Origin of the sequence: Paenibacillus sp. RRE4, from assembly GCF_031844205.1 — a bacterium.
Lineage (GTDB): Bacteria > Bacillota > Bacilli > Paenibacillales > Paenibacillaceae > Paenibacillus > Paenibacillus xylanexedens_B.
Genome location: NZ_JAUZUT010000001.1, coordinates 1,526,566 through 1,543,403, shown reverse-complemented (window position 1 = coordinate 1,543,403; position 16,838 = coordinate 1,526,566). Strand labels below are relative to the sequence as shown.

Genomic DNA, 16,838 nt, shown 5'->3' with positions numbered 1-16,838 from the left:
TCGAGTCACATCATCCTCCAAAAACAAAAAAGCGTCTCTAAAACAGAAATAACTTCTGTTCAGAGACACCTTTTATATGGAATGCTGTTCTATTGTTGTCCAAGTAAACTTGTCCATACAAATACGATCTAATCACGATCAAAAAAAACATGCTCGGCCTGCAATCTCCCATCTTCTACCGTCATGATTCCGAACGAAAATCGCTTCTGAAATCGGCGGTCTGTAGGTGAACCCGGATTAAATACAAGCAGGCCATCTACGGTGTGCATCACCGGAATATGTGAATGCCCGTAGACTACCGCATCCAGCTGCTCTCCAGCAAAGGTCTGAATGGCGTTCTGCTCTGTGCCGTTTGATCCACGATGACCATGTACAAGCCCCAAGCGAAGCCCTTCCGCCTCAACAATGCGGGAGAAACCCAGCTTCTCCCCGATCTCGGATGGGTCAGTATTACCAGCGACGCCTTCGACCGGAGCGTAATGGCTTAGCAATTCATACACACTCCAGTCTGACCAGTCCCCTGCATGGAGAATGAGATCTGCGCTAGTCAATGCGTCAACCAATGGCGCGGGTAACGTTTTTGCTTTTTTCGGTAGATGCGTGTCGGAGATAACAATGATTTTCATGTGATTACCGCCTTCCCTTAGTTCGACTTCTGATTCGCCTCTAATTGTGAAGCCTGGATCCGCTCGGTACTGGTACGCTCCATATCTTCAAGCGTGATCGTTGCAAAAAACTGCTCCACTTTAGATTCAGCAATCTGATACAGGTTGGTCAGCAGTCCATCCATCTGCATGCCCACCTCGCAATTGGGATTGCAACTTCCATGGATCGGGAACAATGGCCCTTCATCCTTGGCTGCCTCATAAACCATGGCAAGTGTAATCTCACTCGCTGGCTTTGCCAGATAAAACCCTCTAGTGCCTGGTGAAGAATTGACTAATCCTGCCTTTTTCAGCCCTCCCAGTATACGTCTGACAACGACAGGATTGGTATTAACGCTACCCGCAATTTCAGCAGACGTGATTCGTTCAGGCGCGCTGAGAGACAGTAGCAACAAACAATGCACACTGACCGAAAAATGAGTACTCATGATTAACCACCTTTTTTAAATATAATCCCGGATGTTCCAGCCTTATTCCGTAAACAGATCCTTTTCAGGACGTGCTCTGACTTTGAGTTGTCGCACAGTATACTCCAGTTGCTTCACGATGTCATCCAGTTGTTTGCGATCAATCTTGTTCGGGTCATCGACAGGTTTGACCGAATTCTTGAGGTCACGAATGGTCAGCTGCTGCTCCTGCCATTTATCCATTAAATCCGCAATATTCGCATAAAAGCGCTCGTAATCCTTAATCACCAGATCCAGGTAAGCATCTACCTCGTCCGGGTCATAGCCACGAAGTTTATAATTGAACTGTTTCTCATGAATTGATAAAGCATCCAGCTGCACACCCAGTTGTTTGAACAATTGTCTCTGTTTGTCCAATCTTCGTTTCATATGTTCATCCATCTTGACAACCCTCCATTATAGCCGAGCAGCGGTTCCATTCATCCGAAAAGAACACACGGCAATTTCTCTCTCTATTTTTTATAACACATAATGCATCAGATATAAAACGAAACCGCCCTCTCCCGTGCAAAATGATTGTTTCTCTTGCTTTTCGGGTAAGAAGTCGTTACAACCCTCAAGCGGGAAAGGAGCATGTCCTTATGAGTACATTAACCCAAGAACAACGTAAAGAATTGCAGCAAGCCCTGCTGGAGCAGCGTGAGGATCTGCAACGTCATTTTGAATCCAGCATGGAGGATGGCGCACCAGCAGAGTCGTTAAAAGATTCTACAGGCGAACTCTCCTCTTACGATAATCACCCGGCAGATGCGGGAACAGAAACGTTTGAACGTAGCCGTGACCTCGCAATCGACGATACACTAACCGAAGAGTTTAATCAGGTCAATGAAGCCCTCGAACGTATGGATGAGGGTACATATGGAACCTGTGTTACATGTGGCAAAGAGATCCCTTTTGAGCGTTTGCAAGCTATACCTTATACCGCCTATTGCATCGATGATACTCCAAACCGGGACGTAAGTAATGATCGTCCTGTTGAGGAAGAGGTCATGACGATGCCACCGAGTGGTGCCGGGGAAGTGAGACAGCGTAACGCTGGCAAGTTTGACCATGCAGAAGCATGGGAAGCTGTTGAGGACTACGGTACATCCAATTCCCCCGCGATGGCCGCCAAACGAGATGTGAAGGATTACGACGAGAACATGTAAAGTAAAAGAAATATACCTCAAGTCCAGATTAACCAAGGCATTTAGACATCTAATGATCCAATAGTCTGGACATCGACTCAGATGGAATCAGCCCTATCCCATTATGATAATAAAAAGCCGCCATTGGCGGCTTTTTTGCTGTAACTCCATGCTACCCGATTGTTTTCTCTTCCTAAAATGAATGAATCGACTATCATACGTCTACATTTGGTCCGTCCTGCGCGCCTTAGGTTCTGAGGCTTTCCGTTTGGTAGCAGGTTTCGATTTTTTCGCCGTGCTTGATGTTTCGGATGTTTTCGACGCCTTGGGAGTATCAGCTTGCGGTGCAGCTTGAACTTCTTTGGACAACGCCGTGAACAGCTGAAAAACCTGATGGTCTGATTTCTGTTCATCCTTGGTTAAATACGGTTTGCACAGCTCCACAATGTTCTGATATAGCTCCTCTACTTCATCCGCAGTAGCGTAGAGCGTCATATCCGAGATAAAACGTTTCTCCTGACGATCATGCTCTGCATGATTCATAAAGCGCTGGCGGCTCTGTTCGAACATTTCGTTCAGCAACTTTAGCGTTTCGGAGCGAAAAACCTGCTTCAGCGGTGAATTTTCATCCTCTTCATCCTTGTGACGAAGGTGGATTTCACCCGAGAAGGGTTCGTAATATTTTGCGATAATGCCGTTGATTTCCCGAGTGGATACCATGGTTAGAAGACCGATTTTCTCCAGTTTTTTCACATGATAATGCACCTTCGCAGGCACTTCTCCCATCAGATCTGCAATTTCCTTCACGGTGGAAGGTCTGCCCTGGCGGTTAAACATATTCATAATCTGTATCCGGTACGGATCAGAGTAGATTTTGATCTCTTCAATTGTTGAGAGCACTTTATGTTGCTGCATATCCGAATCCTCATTTCCGGGGTACCTGCCTGCCCTTCGTTCCCTATATTATACCGTTCAGACAGGACTTCGGTCAAAAGGACGTACACTTACATCTCCCGCCGAAAACTTTTGCTCGTAATCAGTAATATCGCAGACAATCCCAGCAACACGCCAAATACAATGAACAGGATCGGCATTGAAAACCAGTCGGCCAGAACACCGGACAGAAGACTACCGAGTGGTGAAACACTTAGGACCAGCATACTTTGCAGCGCAGACACTCTTCCGAGCATATGGGAAGGCGTCACTTCCATCAGATATGAAACGAGCGGCGTTGTCGCAAGCGGTATGCCCAAACCCATAAGCAAACAGAACACACCTGCAGTCAGAAGCTGGAATGACGTCATATAAGCCGGAAGTGCAGTCATCGCATATCCGCAACCAAGCATAACAATGCCGATGATGACCAGCACGCTTTTACGGTAACGTGTCCCTTGTTGTGACATCCACAGACCTCCAAGCACGATTCCTCCAACTAAAAGCCCGCTAAGCAGACTTAATCCCCAAGCACCTGCTTGCAGTATTTCCATCACGTAAGGTGTACGCAGCACATTAAACGGCATCAGGCAGAAGTTAACCCAAGCGAATAACACGGAAGAGACCAGTAACAAAGCATGTTTACGTAGAAAATGAAAAGCTTCCGCCATCTCGGAGATCAGACTCCTGGCGCCAGATGACACGGCTCGCGGTGACATCCATTCCGGATAGTCCACCCGGCTCATCAGGATAGCGCTCACTGCAAACAACGCCGCGTCAATCCAGATGGTCCACGCGATACCCACAGTTGCAATTAAAGCGCCTGCCGCGGCTAGCCCCGCCAGTTCAGCCAATCGAGTGGCTGAAGAGGTCATCGCGTTACCTGAAAGCAACATGGACTGAGGTAATAATCTGGGAACACTGGACACCTCGGCAGGTGACGTGAAACATTCCAGCAAGGAGTTCAGAACCGTGAATACAAATAAGTGCCACACTTCAAGTTGCCCCAGAGCGAATAAAAGTGCTGTGAGTCCAACCATCACTCCGCGTCCGGTATTCGTCATGACGATGACTTTTTTCGGAGATAATCGATCCACCAATGCCCCGGCGAACAGCCCAAACAGAATATTCGGCAAAAAGTTAACGGCTAGAAGTGTGCCCATCAGTACCTTCGATCCGGTTAAAATATACACCATCCAGCTATACGCAATCGAATCGATGGAATCTCCAAAGCGGGACACCATTTTACTCAGCATAAATTGCATATACGGCCTGATTCGAATTAATTCTCCCAAACCTTGTTTCCCCGCCACAGCACCCTCGTTCATCATTGTTCCACTCCTCAACGTTAAAATATTTTTCATGTTAATATTATTTTAACGAAGTTTATGCAAAAATCAATACAAACGTGAAAATATTTTTAACGTTGTTTCTTAAGGATGTTGTTAACGTTGAATATCTATAAAATCAATGAGCTTGAGTCTCCATCCTGATTGGTCTTGCATAACCATACAAAAAGACTCTCATCGTCATTGATGGAGTCCTGTATCATCCTGATTTTAAAATTTACAGCCTAAAGGTTAAGGTCTGGAGGTCATTGCACTACAGCTGTAGCAGTTGTACGAGTTGTTTAAATCGGACTACGATCCACCAGCACCCGCTGACGCTTGCGCGCTGATTCCAGACAGGCATCAATCACACGCATGTTCAAAATGGTGTTGTCCGGACCGAACGGCAACGCCTCTCCTTCAAGAGCTGCCGTTGCAAATGTTTCGACCTGAAGCACATAGGAGTTGGATACCGAAACTCGTTCCTCCCGGCTGACGGAATCCGTATGAATGATGATCTGAGGCGGGATATCGCTATTCTCCCAGCCGAACACTTTAGGCAGCTCAATACGTCCTTCCGTTCCGAGAATCTCCATCTCAGCCCGTCCTGACGCCCACATGCCGCAATCAAAGGTCAGAGCCACTGCGTTCGGAAACTCAATCAGCCCTGAAGCCATCATATCTACACCATCATGTTCCTCCGAGAATAAAGCATGGACCGTAACGGCTTCCGGCTCTTGTCCCAGATACATGCGCGCAGCAGAAATCGGATATACACCGAGGTCAAAAATAGAACCGCCACCCATGTGTTTCTTGAATCTCACATTATCTTTGTCATCTGCGGTATTACATGTAAAATTACCATGAATCGCTCTGACCGTTCCAATCTCGCCACTCTCGATAATCTCCTGCACCCGTCTGTGTTTCGGATGATACCGATACATGATAGCTTCCGAGAACAACACCCCATGGCGTTCACATGCCTTAATCATCTCTATGGATTCTTTGGCATTCAGCGCGGCAGGTTTTTCACAAAGCACATGTTTTCCCGCCTCGGCAGCTTTAATCGTCCACTCTCGGTGTAGATGGTTTGGCAACGGGATATAAACGGCCTGGATATCCGGATCAGCAATAAGTTCCTCATAACTGCCATAGGATCTGACAATGTCCATCTCTTCAGCCAGAGCTTCAGCCTTTTCCTTGGAGCGGCTGGCAATTGCCAGTACTTCACCACGTTCAGACTGCTGAATTGCAGGAATAATAGCATTTTTGGCAATCGTTGAAGTACCCAGTACACCCCACTGCAGAGGTCTGTTCATGCTCATCTTCCTTTCGTACCGTAATTATCCGCTTCTGCCTTGTGCAAAATGCCAAGACAACGATCCAGATCGGCTTTCACCTGTTTCTTGTATAACTCTGCTTTGGCCGCACCATCATCTGTGAAGTGATAGAGAACAATTTCCTGGAAATCAACTTTGGGATCGTTTCCCTTTAATTTTTTGGTTCGATAAAAGATGCCCTGTTGTACCAGCTCATGTAATGCCCGATATACCTCACTTTGGGGTGGTACATATCCGTAATCTTTGAATTCTTGCTTCATCGCTTCCAGCATCTCGTAACCATAACCTCTATGTTGCTCCACCATCGTGATCAGATAAACTTTGATAAATGCCCGCTGTGCAATCATAAAAGCCATGCGCTTTCCCTCCTGTCAGAACCTGTCTATCTCTCATTATAAAACATATGTTCTGATCCTGCCATCTTGATCCTGATTTCACTCTTGTAACGTGTGGTCACGGTGAGTAAGCGGGCTGAAGATTGAGTATAGACAGGCTGGAGTAAGAAAGAACGACCTTACTTATTGTGAATTTTTCATATAATGGAATACTCATATTTATTGAAATACTCACCTTTGGGTCGAAGCAGTCGGGTTATTGGCTTGGGTGTGTTTCGGTACAACGCCTACGATCCATTTTCCCCATTTAAAACGCGAGATCAGCCAAGTCAGCGCACAAGATACACTCAGTGCTACAATCCAAGTAACAATCATACGAATCGCAGGATTCCAGCCCCACGCCACGTAAAACCATTCGTCTGGAATGTAACTGTAACGCAGCACCAGCATGTGCATCAGATATCCCCCATACGACATGCCGCCAATCCATCCCAGCCAGTAAAGAACGCGATGGTGATGAAGCTTACTGGCTAATTGGTACATCACCATAATGGAAGCAATCAGGAACAGAACCATATCCGGCCTGATCAGGCTGACGGTATAAAAACGGATTTGAATTCCTTCGGGTTTCTGAAACTCCAGCATTAATAGATACATAAACCGTAGACCCAAGATCATAAACACCAGCCAGTAGACCCAGCGCAAACGCTCAATCCATTCTTTCCAGCGCTGTACCGAAATTCCCGCCGCAGCGCCCAGTACAAAATAAAAAAAGAAATAGATGAAATTACGGTCTGCGTAGGTTGTAAAAGCATCTGTCAGTACCGGGATTTGCATACGCTCCATCCAGCCGGCAATGTTCCTTAATTGATCGGATAGAACCAGAAATAAGACGCCTGAACCCAGCAGTGCGAGCATTCGTCCCTTGGCTTGGTAACGATGGACTACATACCGGATACCAAGCAAGAATAACGGAAAGAACACGTAAAACTGAATGAGCATAATGATGTACCAGAAATGCGAAGCCGTCTTACCTGTCACCAGCTTCAGAGCGAGGTCAGGAATGTCCTGCCAGCCGAATGTTGTCCAGTTACGCGGGGCGAGTATAAAATAAATGAGAGACCAGACCGCATAGGGCAAGATGACATCCATGACTCTTTTCCGCATAAACTGGCCGTAATGGAGCTTATCACCGGTGTTGTAGAACAGCACCATCCCGGTTATAAATATAAAAAGTGGCACAGCGAACTTCGCTAACATCAGTAGCAAGGCCAGCACGACGCCATCCTGAAGTCCAGCCTGCGGAACCAGCGAATAATGAGCAATAGAATGTTGCAGTACAACCGCTGCAAAGGCCAAGCCTCGTAGTGTTTCGATTTCAGTAATTCGTTCTTTGCGAGGCAAATCACTCAACCTACCTTTCTTGTTTATTTTTGAAATATCAAATACGAAATCAAATTAAAAAACCTTTAACCATCCATTGGAGGTATGTAAAAGTAATGTCAGACAAACCATCCGGTTCACATGAATCCAAAACGGTTCAACAACATCTAGCTAACGAGCGTACATTTCTCGCTTGGGTACGCACAGGCATTGCCATGGCAGGGATCGGTTTCCTTGCCGCTGGTTTCGGTTTTCATTCCACCGCCTATGACCGCATTGCCCATCTTGCTGCCATCATCACGGGAATCACTTCTCTGTTTGGCGGCATTGCCATCATTGGTTGTTCAGCCATTGCTTACCACCGTAAACGCACACAGATTAATGAGCAGACCTTCCAAGCCACTACCGGACTTATCACGTTTCTCAGTCTCCTGTTGCTTGTGATTGGCCTCGCGCTAGCTGTGCTGCTGTATGTATTGTTATTCCCTGTCTGACCTTGTGAAAAACAATATTCGGATCTTATCATTACAAACCCATTGCAAACCTGAGACAGCCGAATCCCGTATGAGGACAAAAACCGCTCTCCTCAGCGGAGACCGGCTTCAGTCTGTTTTATCGTTTATCGTTCACATGCATCATTGCTATTCAAGCCTCTAACCCGAATGAGCCCGCATGTGTTCTGTGGCGTTCAGTCTTTACAAAAAGGTGTTGTTGCCGAAACGAGCGGCTTTGGTCTGTGCTTCCATTCGGCGTTCTTCCATATCGAGATCTGGACGTGAATCAACAGTATTCACATCTTCACCATGCACAGGATCGATGTTGGAATGAGTCTGACGGTTAAGGTTAAACACATCGTATACCGCGTTATCCCGATCCGATGAGTCTACGAGCAACAGAATTTTACCATGCTGCACATACTCCTCATATTGTCTTGCATCCTCTTCTGGAATACCCAGTCCTACAAGTCCACCAACCAATCCTCCGGCTCCTGCACCTACAGCTGCACCTGTAAATGCTGCGGCAATAGGTCCTGCAGCCAGAATCGGGCCGATCCCCGGAATAGCCAGTGCACCAATGCCAGCAAGCAAACCTGCTACACCTCCAAGCACACCACCTGTGGCTGCACCTGCTGCTACACCCTCTGGCGCTTTTGTGCCTGTCTCTTCCCGAATAGCCTTCAACTCATCTCTGTCCTGCGTTACGACAGATATCTCATCCGATGTAAATCCTTCGGCTTTTAAACTTTCAATCGCATCGGATGCCTCACGCTCTGTATTAAACACACCTACGATTTTCTTCTTCATAGTGAATACCTCCTCATGGATTTGAGTGGTTCGCTATGTTATTACCCGTCATTCTCTCTTTCAAACGTCTCTGGGCTAATGATCATATGCATAAATACTAATTTGAGCCAAAAGACCGAATACCTTTGGAGACAAAAAATGACGAGATCATCCATAGAAAAAAACTGAAACAGCCATACTGCAGGGATGTTCCCGCTCAAAATGAAATTTGCGTCTGATGCATATGCTTCGCGACGAGAGGGGCATACAAGACAAAGCGAAAATACAGCGTTCCGTAGGGTTATTCTGTCATCAGACTGTAGGTATAGACATGTTCAGTTTGACTTCTGTAGATGAACAACCTGATTATCAGGTTGTTCGCGGTTTCGCACGATTCGTTGCGATCGCTTCAAGCGGATTATCCGGCCAGTAATGTTTCGGATATCGCCCTTTTAAATCTTTCTTCACTTCAAAATAGGTCTCACGCCAGAAGTTCGCCAAATCTCTTGTAACCTGTACAGGGCGTTGCGCGGGAGATAACAGATGCAACGTGACCGGAACACGACCGCCTCCGATGTGAGGGGTCTCTTGCTGTCCAAACATCTCTTGTAATCGAACAGCCAGAATCGGATCTTCCGGATTGCTGTAATCTACGGGAATACGAGAACCACTTGGAACCTGAATGTGGGTAGGCGCCTCTTCATCCAGTTGCTGCCGCTGCGACCAGCTAAGTCCACCTAAAAGTACATCATGCATGGACAGTTTCTTCAGATCAGCGGCCGAGCGCATTCCTGCCAGATACGGTGCAAGCTGTTCCTGCAGCTCATCCGTCAGATGATTCTCGATCAGATCAGGCCAGTCTGGCATGTGCAGATGCAGAAAACGCATGCGCTCCGCAAGTTGGCGCGATGTTTTACTCCACGGCAGGATGTCCACCCCTTCCAGTCGTATCCCAGACAATAGTGCTTCCAGTACCTGATCTTCCGGTGGCTGTGCAATCATGCTTTCCTTGATCATTATTGCTCCGATGCGCTGCCGCTTATGTGCCCGCACACTTCTAGTCGAGCGATCCCAAGCCACCAGCACCTCCTCGTGCAATAGATGCTGCGCGGCACGCAGCATCACCTGCTCCTGCACCGGCGCAGCCAGCAGGATACGCGCATCTGCGCCCTGGTCGTCGGCCTCGACTGCGACCAGGTAGGCGGAACGGCTCAGCGACTCGGCCCCCGCGAGCCGTACCCCGCGGCCGCTGCTCAGCAGATAGCGGCCATCCTCGCGGCGCTGCCCGATCCGGTCCGGATACGCAAAGGACAGCAGCAACCCGCAGCTGTCCTCATCCGGCCGCACCGGATCGGCCGCCGCGCTTCCGAGCGCCGAGCATAGCTGGCGGCTCTCCTGCAACATGCGCCGCACGGCAGCGCCGTCTGCGCCAGCCGCTGCCGCTGGCGGCCCCCCGCTGCTGCCCGCGGCCAGCAGCGCTTCTACGCGCGGGCGCAAGTCCGTGCCCGCGCCGCCAGCACTTGCGCTGTTGCTGCGGAGGCCTGCCGGCTCCTGCAGCAGCGCCGCCAGCGTGCTGGCGTATCTGGCCAGCCCAAGCTCCGCCGCGCGGAGCAACATGCTGGCCATCCGCGGATGAACGCCAAGTGTGTTCATCCGCCGCCCCAAGGGCGTGAGGCGGCCTGCTTCGTCCAGGCCGCCCAGCTGGCGCAGCAGCGCCTGTGCCTGAGCGTAAGCCGCATCAGGCGGGGTGTCCAGCCAGCTAAGCTCAGCCGGGGACTGGACACCCCACGCGGCAAGCTCCAGCGCCAGCGGCGCAAGATCCGCGGAGGTGATCTCCGGGCGCGTTGCTTCAGGCAACGCGCCATGAGCCTCCTCGCTCCATAGCCGGTAACACACCCCAGGGGCAATACGCCCCGCACGTCCGCGCCGCTGATCAGCGGACGCCTTGGAGACCGGCTGTGTGACAAGCCGGCTCATCCCCGTCCTTGGCGAGAAAGCCGACGCCCGGCTTAGTCCGGCATCCACGACCACTTTCACACCCGGAAGAGTCAGACTCGACTCTGCAATGGAAGTGGACAGCACAACCTTGCGCCAGCCACCCGCCGCAGGCCGGATGGCTTCATCCTGCTTCTCGGCAGACATACTGCCATATAGCGTATGTACAAGGACCTGCGGAGGGAGAGTTGCTTGCAACAATTCCCTTTCCGTACGATGAATCTCTCTCGCCCCGGGAAGAAAAACCAAAACGTCCCCCTGTTCTTCACTCAATGCTCGGATAACGGTACGAGCCGTCCAGCTCTCGATTTCAACTGCGGCAGGTTTCGCGACATATTTCGTTTCCACCGGAAACGTACGGCCTTTACAATGCACAACTTGTGTACCTTCGCCCAGCAAACGACAGACCGGTTCCGGGTCAAGCGTTGCCGACATGACCAGCAGTTTCAGATCCGGCCGCAACATAGCCCGCGATTCCAGCGCCAAAGCCAGTCCCAGATCACCGTGCAGGTGCCGTTCATGGAACTCGTCAAAGATGATCATCGCCGTATCTTCAAGTCCCTGATCCTGCTGTAGCATACGCGTTAATACGCCCTCAGTGACCACTTCGATTCGCGTAGCCGGGCTTACCCGGGTATCCATTCGTACGCGGTATCCGACCGTTTGTCCTGCTTTTTCACCCAGCGTTGCTGCCATTCTCGACGCGGCTGAACGAGCAGCGAGTCTCCGCGGCTCCAGCATAATGATTTTTTTGCCATCCAGCCAAGGCTGCTCAAGCATCGCCAGCGGCACAACCGTTGTTTTTCCGGCGCCCGGTTCAGCAATCAAAACACCTGTGTCCTGGTCACGGAACAGCTGCTGTACCTCCGGAATAATCGCTTGTATTGGTAAATCAGTGTACATATCATCGCTCCTAATGCATATCTTGCCGTTTCGATATCATTCTATAAGCTCAGCATTCGAATGTTAGCATTATAACAAAAAAAGCCGTCCCGAAGGAACGACTATATGACATCCATATCTTATAGATGTTACCCAAACTCATTCAATTATCTAACTTTCAGCTTGTGGGCTAATCATCTACGAATAACGGTTATTGTCTTATCCAGTTACTTCCCCATCGTTTACCCGATCAACTCAACAGCGACTCCGCACCATCGATCACGATCTCTGCCCCAGTAATATGTTTGGATGCGCCGGAAGCGAGGAAGCTAACCAGATCCGCAACGTGCTCGGGCTGTCCTGGTCCATCCGCAAGCGGCTGCTGTCCTTCCGGGAACTCCATCGGGATGATAATGTCCTGCAGGTCATCTGTCTTGATCGTACTTTGATCAATATTGGTAGCAATCGCTCCTGGACAGATCACGTTGACTCTGATCTTGAATTTCGCCAGCTCCAAAGCCGCCATCTTGGCAAAAGCAACCTGTCCTGCCTTTGACGTGCTATACGCCGACATACCGAAGCTGGAGAAACGCTGGTTCCCATTGATCGAGCTTGTAATAATAATGCTGCCGCCGCCGCGTTTTTTCAGATGCGGGAGAGCATATTTTACGGTGAAAAATGTGCCGTCCAGGTTTGTCGTAATAATCTGCTGCCAGTCCTGCACCTGAATTTCCTCGATTGGAGCAGATACCCCGTTTATGCCCGCATTGGCAAAAACGATATCCAGTCCTCCAAACAATTCGACCGTTTCCAGTACAGCCTTTTCAACCCGCGCCGGATCGGAAATATCCACATCGAACGCTCGTGCCGCCCCTTCATGGCTCGCATTAATCTCCGCTTCTGTCTTTGATATCCGATCATTCACCAGATCGAACAACGCCACATGCGCCCCTTCATTCGCCAGCTTGAGTGCCGTAGCCTTGCCGATTCCCGAGCCAGCTCCTGTAATGATAGCCACCTTACCTTGAAATGGTGATCTGCTGCTGTGTTGTGTCATAGCCGAGCCACTCCTTCGTCTTGGAAATTATGTAAAGATTTAATCTGATTTTATTTCAATCAATTCTTCACAAGATTACCCAAAACCAGTAGCTTTTAAATCAACACTCGTAACTTTTTTCAATATACAGACAACTACATACACTGACGATCTGCCCAGCCACACGCCGATCTATTTCAGAAAACGATCCTCGTTACAGGGCGCGTTCACCACTCCAGTTCGATGAAAGCGGCATCATCCTCAAGTCCGCCGGTATGGGCGGCATCCAGCAACACTTGAATATGCTCATCCGGGATGTATGTACCAATGGCATCGAGATCATTCAGTCCGTCTGTATACAGTTGAAGGCGAAATGATTCACTCCCTGAACCTTTCATTTCGAAAACATGGGGTCTTCCACCTATGGAACCTTCTCGTGTAGACCAACGCTCATTGGTCTTGCAATGTGTTTGGAATTGTTCCGACTGCTCCTGTCCATTACGCCAGAGCCGGATTCTGGAATCTCCTTGCCATGCCAGCCAGACTCGGCTCTTCCGTCTTCCAGATGTGAGTTCAATGCGTCCGCATACATACATGGCCTGACTACCTTGGCTTCGCTTTTCCATCAACACCTCCCGTAACAGAAGAGGCGAGGTATCCAAAGGCTGTAATTGTTCTAACTGTTCAGATGCAGAACCCGTTAGACCTTGCAGAAACTGTTCGACCCCTTCAGCGGTTAATGATGACGTCGTTTCAAGCCATTCCAGTAGCGCACTACCGAGAAAACGCGCAGCAAAATCACCCAGATAACTCATGCCAACTCCATCACACAATACAAAATGACAGACATTACCTTGCATGCGAATCGCAACAAAATCCTGCCCTGCGTCACCCTGGTTCACGGTTTCTGCTGCACGTCCATATCCGTATCTGCATTTCAGCTTGCCCTGATAGCGAGTTAACGGCTGTTCCCCAGTCTGAATGCTTACATAGCGAAAATTGTCCTGTTGCTGCTTCGCATGTCCTCCTCGATCACTGGCAGACAATGTTGCCATACGCACTGCTCGCATGATTCCCCTCCTATCTTACAGGTGTTGCAGCAGACATCTGGAATCCAATGGATACCAGTTCTGCACAAGTGCCAGGCAACATCATGAGTGCGCCTGGTGCCAGCAAATAATCTGCCTCCACCAACATTTCGCGATAGCTTTCAGGCAGCACGGATGACATATTACGCAACTTCTCTCCATGCTCGTCTTGCAGGTTCGTCTCTGGAGAGATCCCTTTCCATCGTCTAGGCTCTGCAATCGGAGCTTCCAGCAGATGATCACTTATAAATATATTTTCAACCAAAACATTGCCATCCGGCACACTCATGCCCATAATACGCTTGGCAATCGGCTCCGGGTCTTCACCGGTAGCAACTCCATCAGTCATATGACATACGAGCGGAGCCGGGCAGTCCTGCATATTAGGTATTTCGGCTTGCAAAATTTTCTCTGCCTGCAAAAATGCTTTTGCGGAGTCCGAGAAACGTTTAGGTGTCAAATCAGGCAACGAACCTACAGCCGCAACCTCATCGATTCCTTTAATCCCGTTTAATACATCATATACATCATCACTGTAGGCCAAAATAGCGATTCGGTAACGCGGCGTCAATCGATTTCCTTTGGTTGAACGAAATACCATTTGCCGGATCGCCAAAGATAAAGCATCATAAACGATGTCAATCCGGCGACGATTATCCAGAACCATATTCATGGAGGCGCTAATATCAATTAAATAAATAATAAGTGCTGGCGTACGTTGTGACGCTTGAATTGTGTAGTTCATCTAGAGTGTGTCACCTCTATTATTCAATATAAATTTATAAGTCCGGTAGTGAGTACTTGGAATTACTCAAAAATTTGTTGATCGCACTCATCCGCGCCGCCACTTTCCCTACCCCTTTAAAATACGAAGCATCCGTATTATATAGGTTTTTGAAATCACGCGCATAGGCAAGTGCATTATCTGTTTTTCTGCCTTTTTGCGCGTTGTATGCCTTGTTATAGCTTGCAATCAGAGTAACGACGTTTTGAGCACGTTCTTTCTTAAGAGCTTCTTTCTGCGCCAACTCTTGCTTGCGTTTGGCTTCGGCAGCAGCCTTCTCTTTTGCAATTCTGGCGTCATTTTCTTTTTTCCACGCTATATAAGCTTCATATTTCGCTTGCTGGTCATATTTTGCTTGCAGTGCTTTACGTGCTGCTTCTTTTTTCTGTTGCTCCTGCTTCGCCAGATAAGCTTCATATTTAGCCTGCTTGTCGTATTTAGCCTGCAAGGCTTTTCGTTCTTCCTCTTGTTTCTTCGTTTCCGCTTCCTTTTGTTTAGCCTCAGCAAGCTTTTTCTTTGCAGCAGCTTCCTGCTTTGCCGCTTCTGCAGCTTTTTGCTTTTCGGCTTCTGCCTGTTTGAGCCTATCGGCTTCCGCATCTTCTGCTGCTTTTGCCGCGGCTATACGAGCAGCCTCCTGCTGTTTAACCTCGGCCTGATCGGCAAGGATTTTAACTGTGGGTACACCCCCGGCAAGCAGTACAATGAGCACTGCCGAGGAGATCATGAATTTTCTGGAACGGTAGAATGGAATCACTACCGGCTCAGCGTTCTCCGTGTTTGAGTTGATTTTGGCATCCAGTTCCTTGATCGCGGCCTCTACTTCCAGCTGCATTGCACTATTATCCGGAATGAAGTGATACAGTGAACGATAAACCTCAAGTGCCGCCGCTGGTTTGTCTTCATCCTCCAGCGCTCTCGCTTGTAAAAACAGCCGGTTCACAACGGCCTCCTGGTCCGGAGATTGTTTTGAATTCGATGTATTGCCAGCTTCCGCATCTTGTTTCACACTTGTTGATGTTTCATAGTCTTTTGGCCTCGCAACCACATCCGTTTCTGAAGATCCTGTTACATCCTCTTGCGGCGCTTCCAGAGCAGCCAGAAAGGCCTCAGCCTGCCGGGTGTCTACAGACGCAAGGGCAATGTACCATTCCCCAAACGTTGGACAACTGCTCAGATCATGACTTTCCCATGCCCGGATAAACAGATCTGATAATTTGGAGCCCCAGCGATTCTCAAGGGAACCGCGCATCGCAAAATAACGCTCACTCGAAGTCTGCATCTCGTGTTGGTCGAAATAACTCTCTCCCCAAGCTTTCTCTACGACGGCAGGGTCAGACCAGCATAACATCTCGGCGATAATAACAGCTCCGGCAAATCGATCAGCATAAGAACTCCACAAGCCGCTGTGCACCGTTCGATGGGCTGCGTAACCAGGTGAACCAGCAAGCAACGCATCTGGTCGATCCATCTTGGAGCCGTACATCTGCTCCACATCAACCAGTTCAACTGCAGAAGTCATGGCCGAGTTCTGCACTTCGGAAAAAAACGGAATCATTACATTAGGAGCAGACATATCACAATGTGCGAGTCCACGTTGCTCCATTGCAGAACCTGTACCTGCAAGTGCTCTAGCCAGCTGCAGACTTTCCTCCGCTGTCAGCTGCTTTTGATCACTGATCACATCGAACCAGGTCAGACCCTGTATCCATGGCATCAGTACTGCATATAACAGATCGGGATGTTCTCCAATAAGCGCTCCGTTTCTTTCCGGAGTGAGCACTTCACGCTTGCATACCCGCAAGCCTGGCAGTTCACTATATGGCTCCATATGCTCGGACTGATAGACCATAGCCGGGATACGGAATTTTGGAAAAAATACTTTTAGTGCTTTCGCCCCATGAATGGTACCCGTGCGGGGAATCAATTGATACACTATTCCTTGCCTTCCCGCTTGGGCATAAGCAAGCCCCGGCGCAGCCGGATGCTGACCAATCGTATAGGCGATATCATTAATCACCACTTCATCGCCGGGATTCGGTTGAAAAGACATGCTCATCCCTCTCTCTGTTTTTTGTGTCATAGTTGCGGCAAAAACCGGGTGTAATCCACCCGGTTTTTGCCGTAATCTTGCAATCTTTAACTCGATGCCCGCATATGGCCAGAACGACGCAAATTATCAAATCGTCTGGACC

16 protein-coding genes are annotated in these 16,838 nt (G+C 49.0%); 2 read left to right on the top strand and 14 right to left on the bottom strand.

Annotation, left to right across the window (positions count from 1 at the left end; translation table 11 throughout):
* Positions 1–128: 128 nt before the first annotated feature.
* Genes Q9R46_RS07095 through Q9R46_RS07085 form a run of 3 tightly spaced genes read right to left on the bottom strand, consistent with a single transcriptional unit; the run spans position 129 to position 1,513 of the window.
* On the bottom strand, positions 129–626 hold the full coding sequence (locus Q9R46_RS07095) for a metallophosphoesterase family protein (protein ID WP_311279415.1): 498 nt from the start codon (positions 624–626) through the stop codon (positions 129–131).
* Positions 627–643: 17 nt separating this feature from the next.
* On the bottom strand, positions 644–1,093 hold the full coding sequence (locus tag Q9R46_RS07090) for an Rrf2 family transcriptional regulator (RefSeq protein ID WP_145329924.1): 450 nt from the start codon (positions 1,091–1,093) through the stop codon (positions 644–646).
* Positions 1,094–1,135: 42 nt separating this feature from the next.
* Positions 1,136–1,513: a DivIVA domain-containing protein gene (locus Q9R46_RS07085; RefSeq protein WP_123067129.1), complete on the bottom strand. Its 378-nt coding sequence runs from the start codon at positions 1,511–1,513 to the stop codon at positions 1,136–1,138.
* A gap of 200 nt (positions 1,514–1,713) precedes the next feature.
* On the opposite strand from Q9R46_RS07085, the gene Q9R46_RS07080 reads away from it, so the two are divergent.
* Positions 1,714–2,280: a TraR/DksA C4-type zinc finger protein gene (locus Q9R46_RS07080; protein ID WP_145329922.1), complete on the top strand. Its 567-nt coding sequence runs from the start codon at positions 1,714–1,716 to the stop codon at positions 2,278–2,280.
* 201 nt (positions 2,281–2,481) lie between these two features.
* Here the strand turns inward: Q9R46_RS07080 and Q9R46_RS07075 are convergent, their stop codons facing one another.
* From Q9R46_RS07075 to Q9R46_RS07055, 5 genes are all read right to left on the bottom strand, one after another.
* The gene (locus Q9R46_RS07075; protein WP_311279414.1) at positions 2,482–3,174 is read right to left on the bottom strand and encodes an ArsR/SmtB family transcription factor; all 693 of its coding nucleotides are present in this window, start codon (positions 3,172–3,174) and stop codon (positions 2,482–2,484) included.
* An 89-nt stretch (positions 3,175–3,263) separates the two neighbouring features.
* Positions 3,264–4,523, bottom strand: a complete 1,260-nt coding sequence (locus Q9R46_RS07070; protein ID WP_311279413.1) for an MFS transporter — start codon at positions 4,521–4,523, stop codon at positions 3,264–3,266.
* Positions 4,524–4,822: 299 nt separating this feature from the next.
* Complete coding sequence (locus tag Q9R46_RS07065) at positions 4,823–5,839, bottom strand: Gfo/Idh/MocA family protein (RefSeq protein ID WP_311279412.1); 1,017 nt, start codon at positions 5,837–5,839, stop codon at positions 4,823–4,825.
* Between the two features lie 2 nt (positions 5,840–5,841).
* Positions 5,842–6,216, bottom strand: a complete 375-nt coding sequence (locus Q9R46_RS07060; protein ID WP_090921036.1) for a replication termination protein — start codon at positions 6,214–6,216, stop codon at positions 5,842–5,844.
* Positions 6,217–6,426: 210 nt separating this feature from the next.
* On the bottom strand, positions 6,427–7,608 hold the full coding sequence (locus tag Q9R46_RS07055; RefSeq protein WP_311279411.1) for an acyltransferase: 1,182 nt from the start codon (positions 7,606–7,608) through the stop codon (positions 6,427–6,429).
* Positions 7,609–7,694: 86 nt separating this feature from the next.
* Between Q9R46_RS07055 and Q9R46_RS07050 the strand changes: the two genes are divergently transcribed.
* Positions 7,695–8,072, top strand: a complete 378-nt coding sequence (locus tag Q9R46_RS07050) for a YidH family protein (protein WP_145329914.1) — start codon at positions 7,695–7,697, stop codon at positions 8,070–8,072.
* 201 nt (positions 8,073–8,273) lie between these two features.
* On the opposite strand, the gene Q9R46_RS07045 is transcribed toward Q9R46_RS07050, so the two are convergent.
* The 6 genes from Q9R46_RS07045 to Q9R46_RS07020 all read right to left on the bottom strand — a co-directional run bounded on the left by Q9R46_RS07045 (position 8,274) and on the right by Q9R46_RS07020 (position 16,696).
* Complete coding sequence (locus Q9R46_RS07045) at positions 8,274–8,882, bottom strand: general stress protein (protein ID WP_145329913.1); 609 nt, start codon at positions 8,880–8,882, stop codon at positions 8,274–8,276.
* Positions 8,883–9,230: 348 nt separating this feature from the next.
* Positions 9,231–11,759 carry an ATP-dependent helicase HrpB gene (gene hrpB, locus Q9R46_RS07040; protein ID WP_311279410.1) on the bottom strand — a complete coding sequence of 843 codons (2,529 nt, stop codon included), beginning with the start codon at positions 11,757–11,759 and terminating at the stop codon, positions 9,231–9,233.
* A 229-nt stretch (positions 11,760–11,988) separates the two neighbouring features.
* Positions 11,989–12,795, bottom strand: coding sequence for an SDR family oxidoreductase (locus Q9R46_RS07035; protein WP_145329911.1), 807 nt, complete (start codon positions 12,793–12,795; stop codon positions 11,989–11,991).
* A gap of 206 nt (positions 12,796–13,001) precedes the next feature.
* Complete coding sequence (locus tag Q9R46_RS07030; protein WP_145329910.1) at positions 13,002–13,844, bottom strand: protein phosphatase 2C domain-containing protein; 843 nt, start codon at positions 13,842–13,844, stop codon at positions 13,002–13,004.
* Between the two features lie 10 nt (positions 13,845–13,854).
* Positions 13,855–14,607: a vWA domain-containing protein gene (locus Q9R46_RS07025; protein ID WP_311279409.1), complete on the bottom strand. Its 753-nt coding sequence runs from the start codon at positions 14,605–14,607 to the stop codon at positions 13,855–13,857.
* A gap of 34 nt (positions 14,608–14,641) precedes the next feature.
* Positions 14,642–16,696: a hypothetical protein gene (locus Q9R46_RS07020; protein ID WP_145412707.1), complete on the bottom strand. Its 2,055-nt coding sequence runs from the start codon at positions 16,694–16,696 to the stop codon at positions 14,642–14,644.
* Positions 16,697–16,838: the final 142 nt, after the last annotated feature.

Coding starts and splice junctions, on each gene's coding strand:
- Q9R46_RS07045 (WP_145329913.1), bottom strand. CDS start 8,882: ATGAAGAAGAAAATCGTAGGTGTGTTTAATACAGAGCGTGAGGCATCC.
- Q9R46_RS07050 (WP_145329914.1), top strand. CDS start 7,695: ATGTCAGACAAACCATCCGGTTCACATGAATCCAAAACGGTTCAACAA.
- Q9R46_RS07030 (WP_145329910.1), bottom strand. CDS start 13,844: ATGCGAGCAGTGCGTATGGCAACATTGTCTGCCAGTGATCGAGGAGGA.
- Q9R46_RS07020 (WP_145412707.1), bottom strand. CDS start 16,696: ATGTCTTTTCAACCGAATCCCGGCGATGAAGTGGTGATTAATGATATC.
- Q9R46_RS07025 (WP_311279409.1), bottom strand. CDS start 14,607: ATGAACTACACAATTCAAGCGTCACAACGTACGCCAGCACTTATTATT.
- Q9R46_RS07090 (WP_145329924.1), bottom strand. CDS start 1,093: ATGAGTACTCATTTTTCGGTCAGTGTGCATTGTTTGTTGCTACTGTCT.
- Q9R46_RS07070 (WP_311279413.1), bottom strand. CDS start 4,523: ATGATGAACGAGGGTGCTGTGGCGGGGAAACAAGGTTTGGGAGAATTA.
- Q9R46_RS07060 (WP_090921036.1), bottom strand. CDS start 6,216: ATGGCTTTTATGATTGCACAGCGGGCATTTATCAAAGTTTATCTGATC.
- Q9R46_RS07035 (WP_145329911.1), bottom strand. CDS start 12,795: ATGACACAACACAGCAGCAGATCACCATTTCAAGGTAAGGTGGCTATC.
- Q9R46_RS07095 (WP_311279415.1), bottom strand. CDS start 626: ATGAAAATCATTGTTATCTCCGACACGCATCTACCGAAAAAAGCAAAA.
- Q9R46_RS07065 (WP_311279412.1), bottom strand. CDS start 5,839: ATGAACAGACCTCTGCAGTGGGGTGTACTGGGTACTTCAACGATTGCC.
- Q9R46_RS07075 (WP_311279414.1), bottom strand. CDS start 3,174: ATGCAGCAACATAAAGTGCTCTCAACAATTGAAGAGATCAAAATCTAC.
- Q9R46_RS07080 (WP_145329922.1), top strand. CDS start 1,714: ATGAGTACATTAACCCAAGAACAACGTAAAGAATTGCAGCAAGCCCTG.
- Q9R46_RS07085 (WP_123067129.1), bottom strand. CDS start 1,513: ATGGATGAACATATGAAACGAAGATTGGACAAACAGAGACAATTGTTC.
- hrpB (WP_311279410.1), bottom strand. CDS start 11,759: ATGTACACTGATTTACCAATACAAGCGATTATTCCGGAGGTACAGCAG.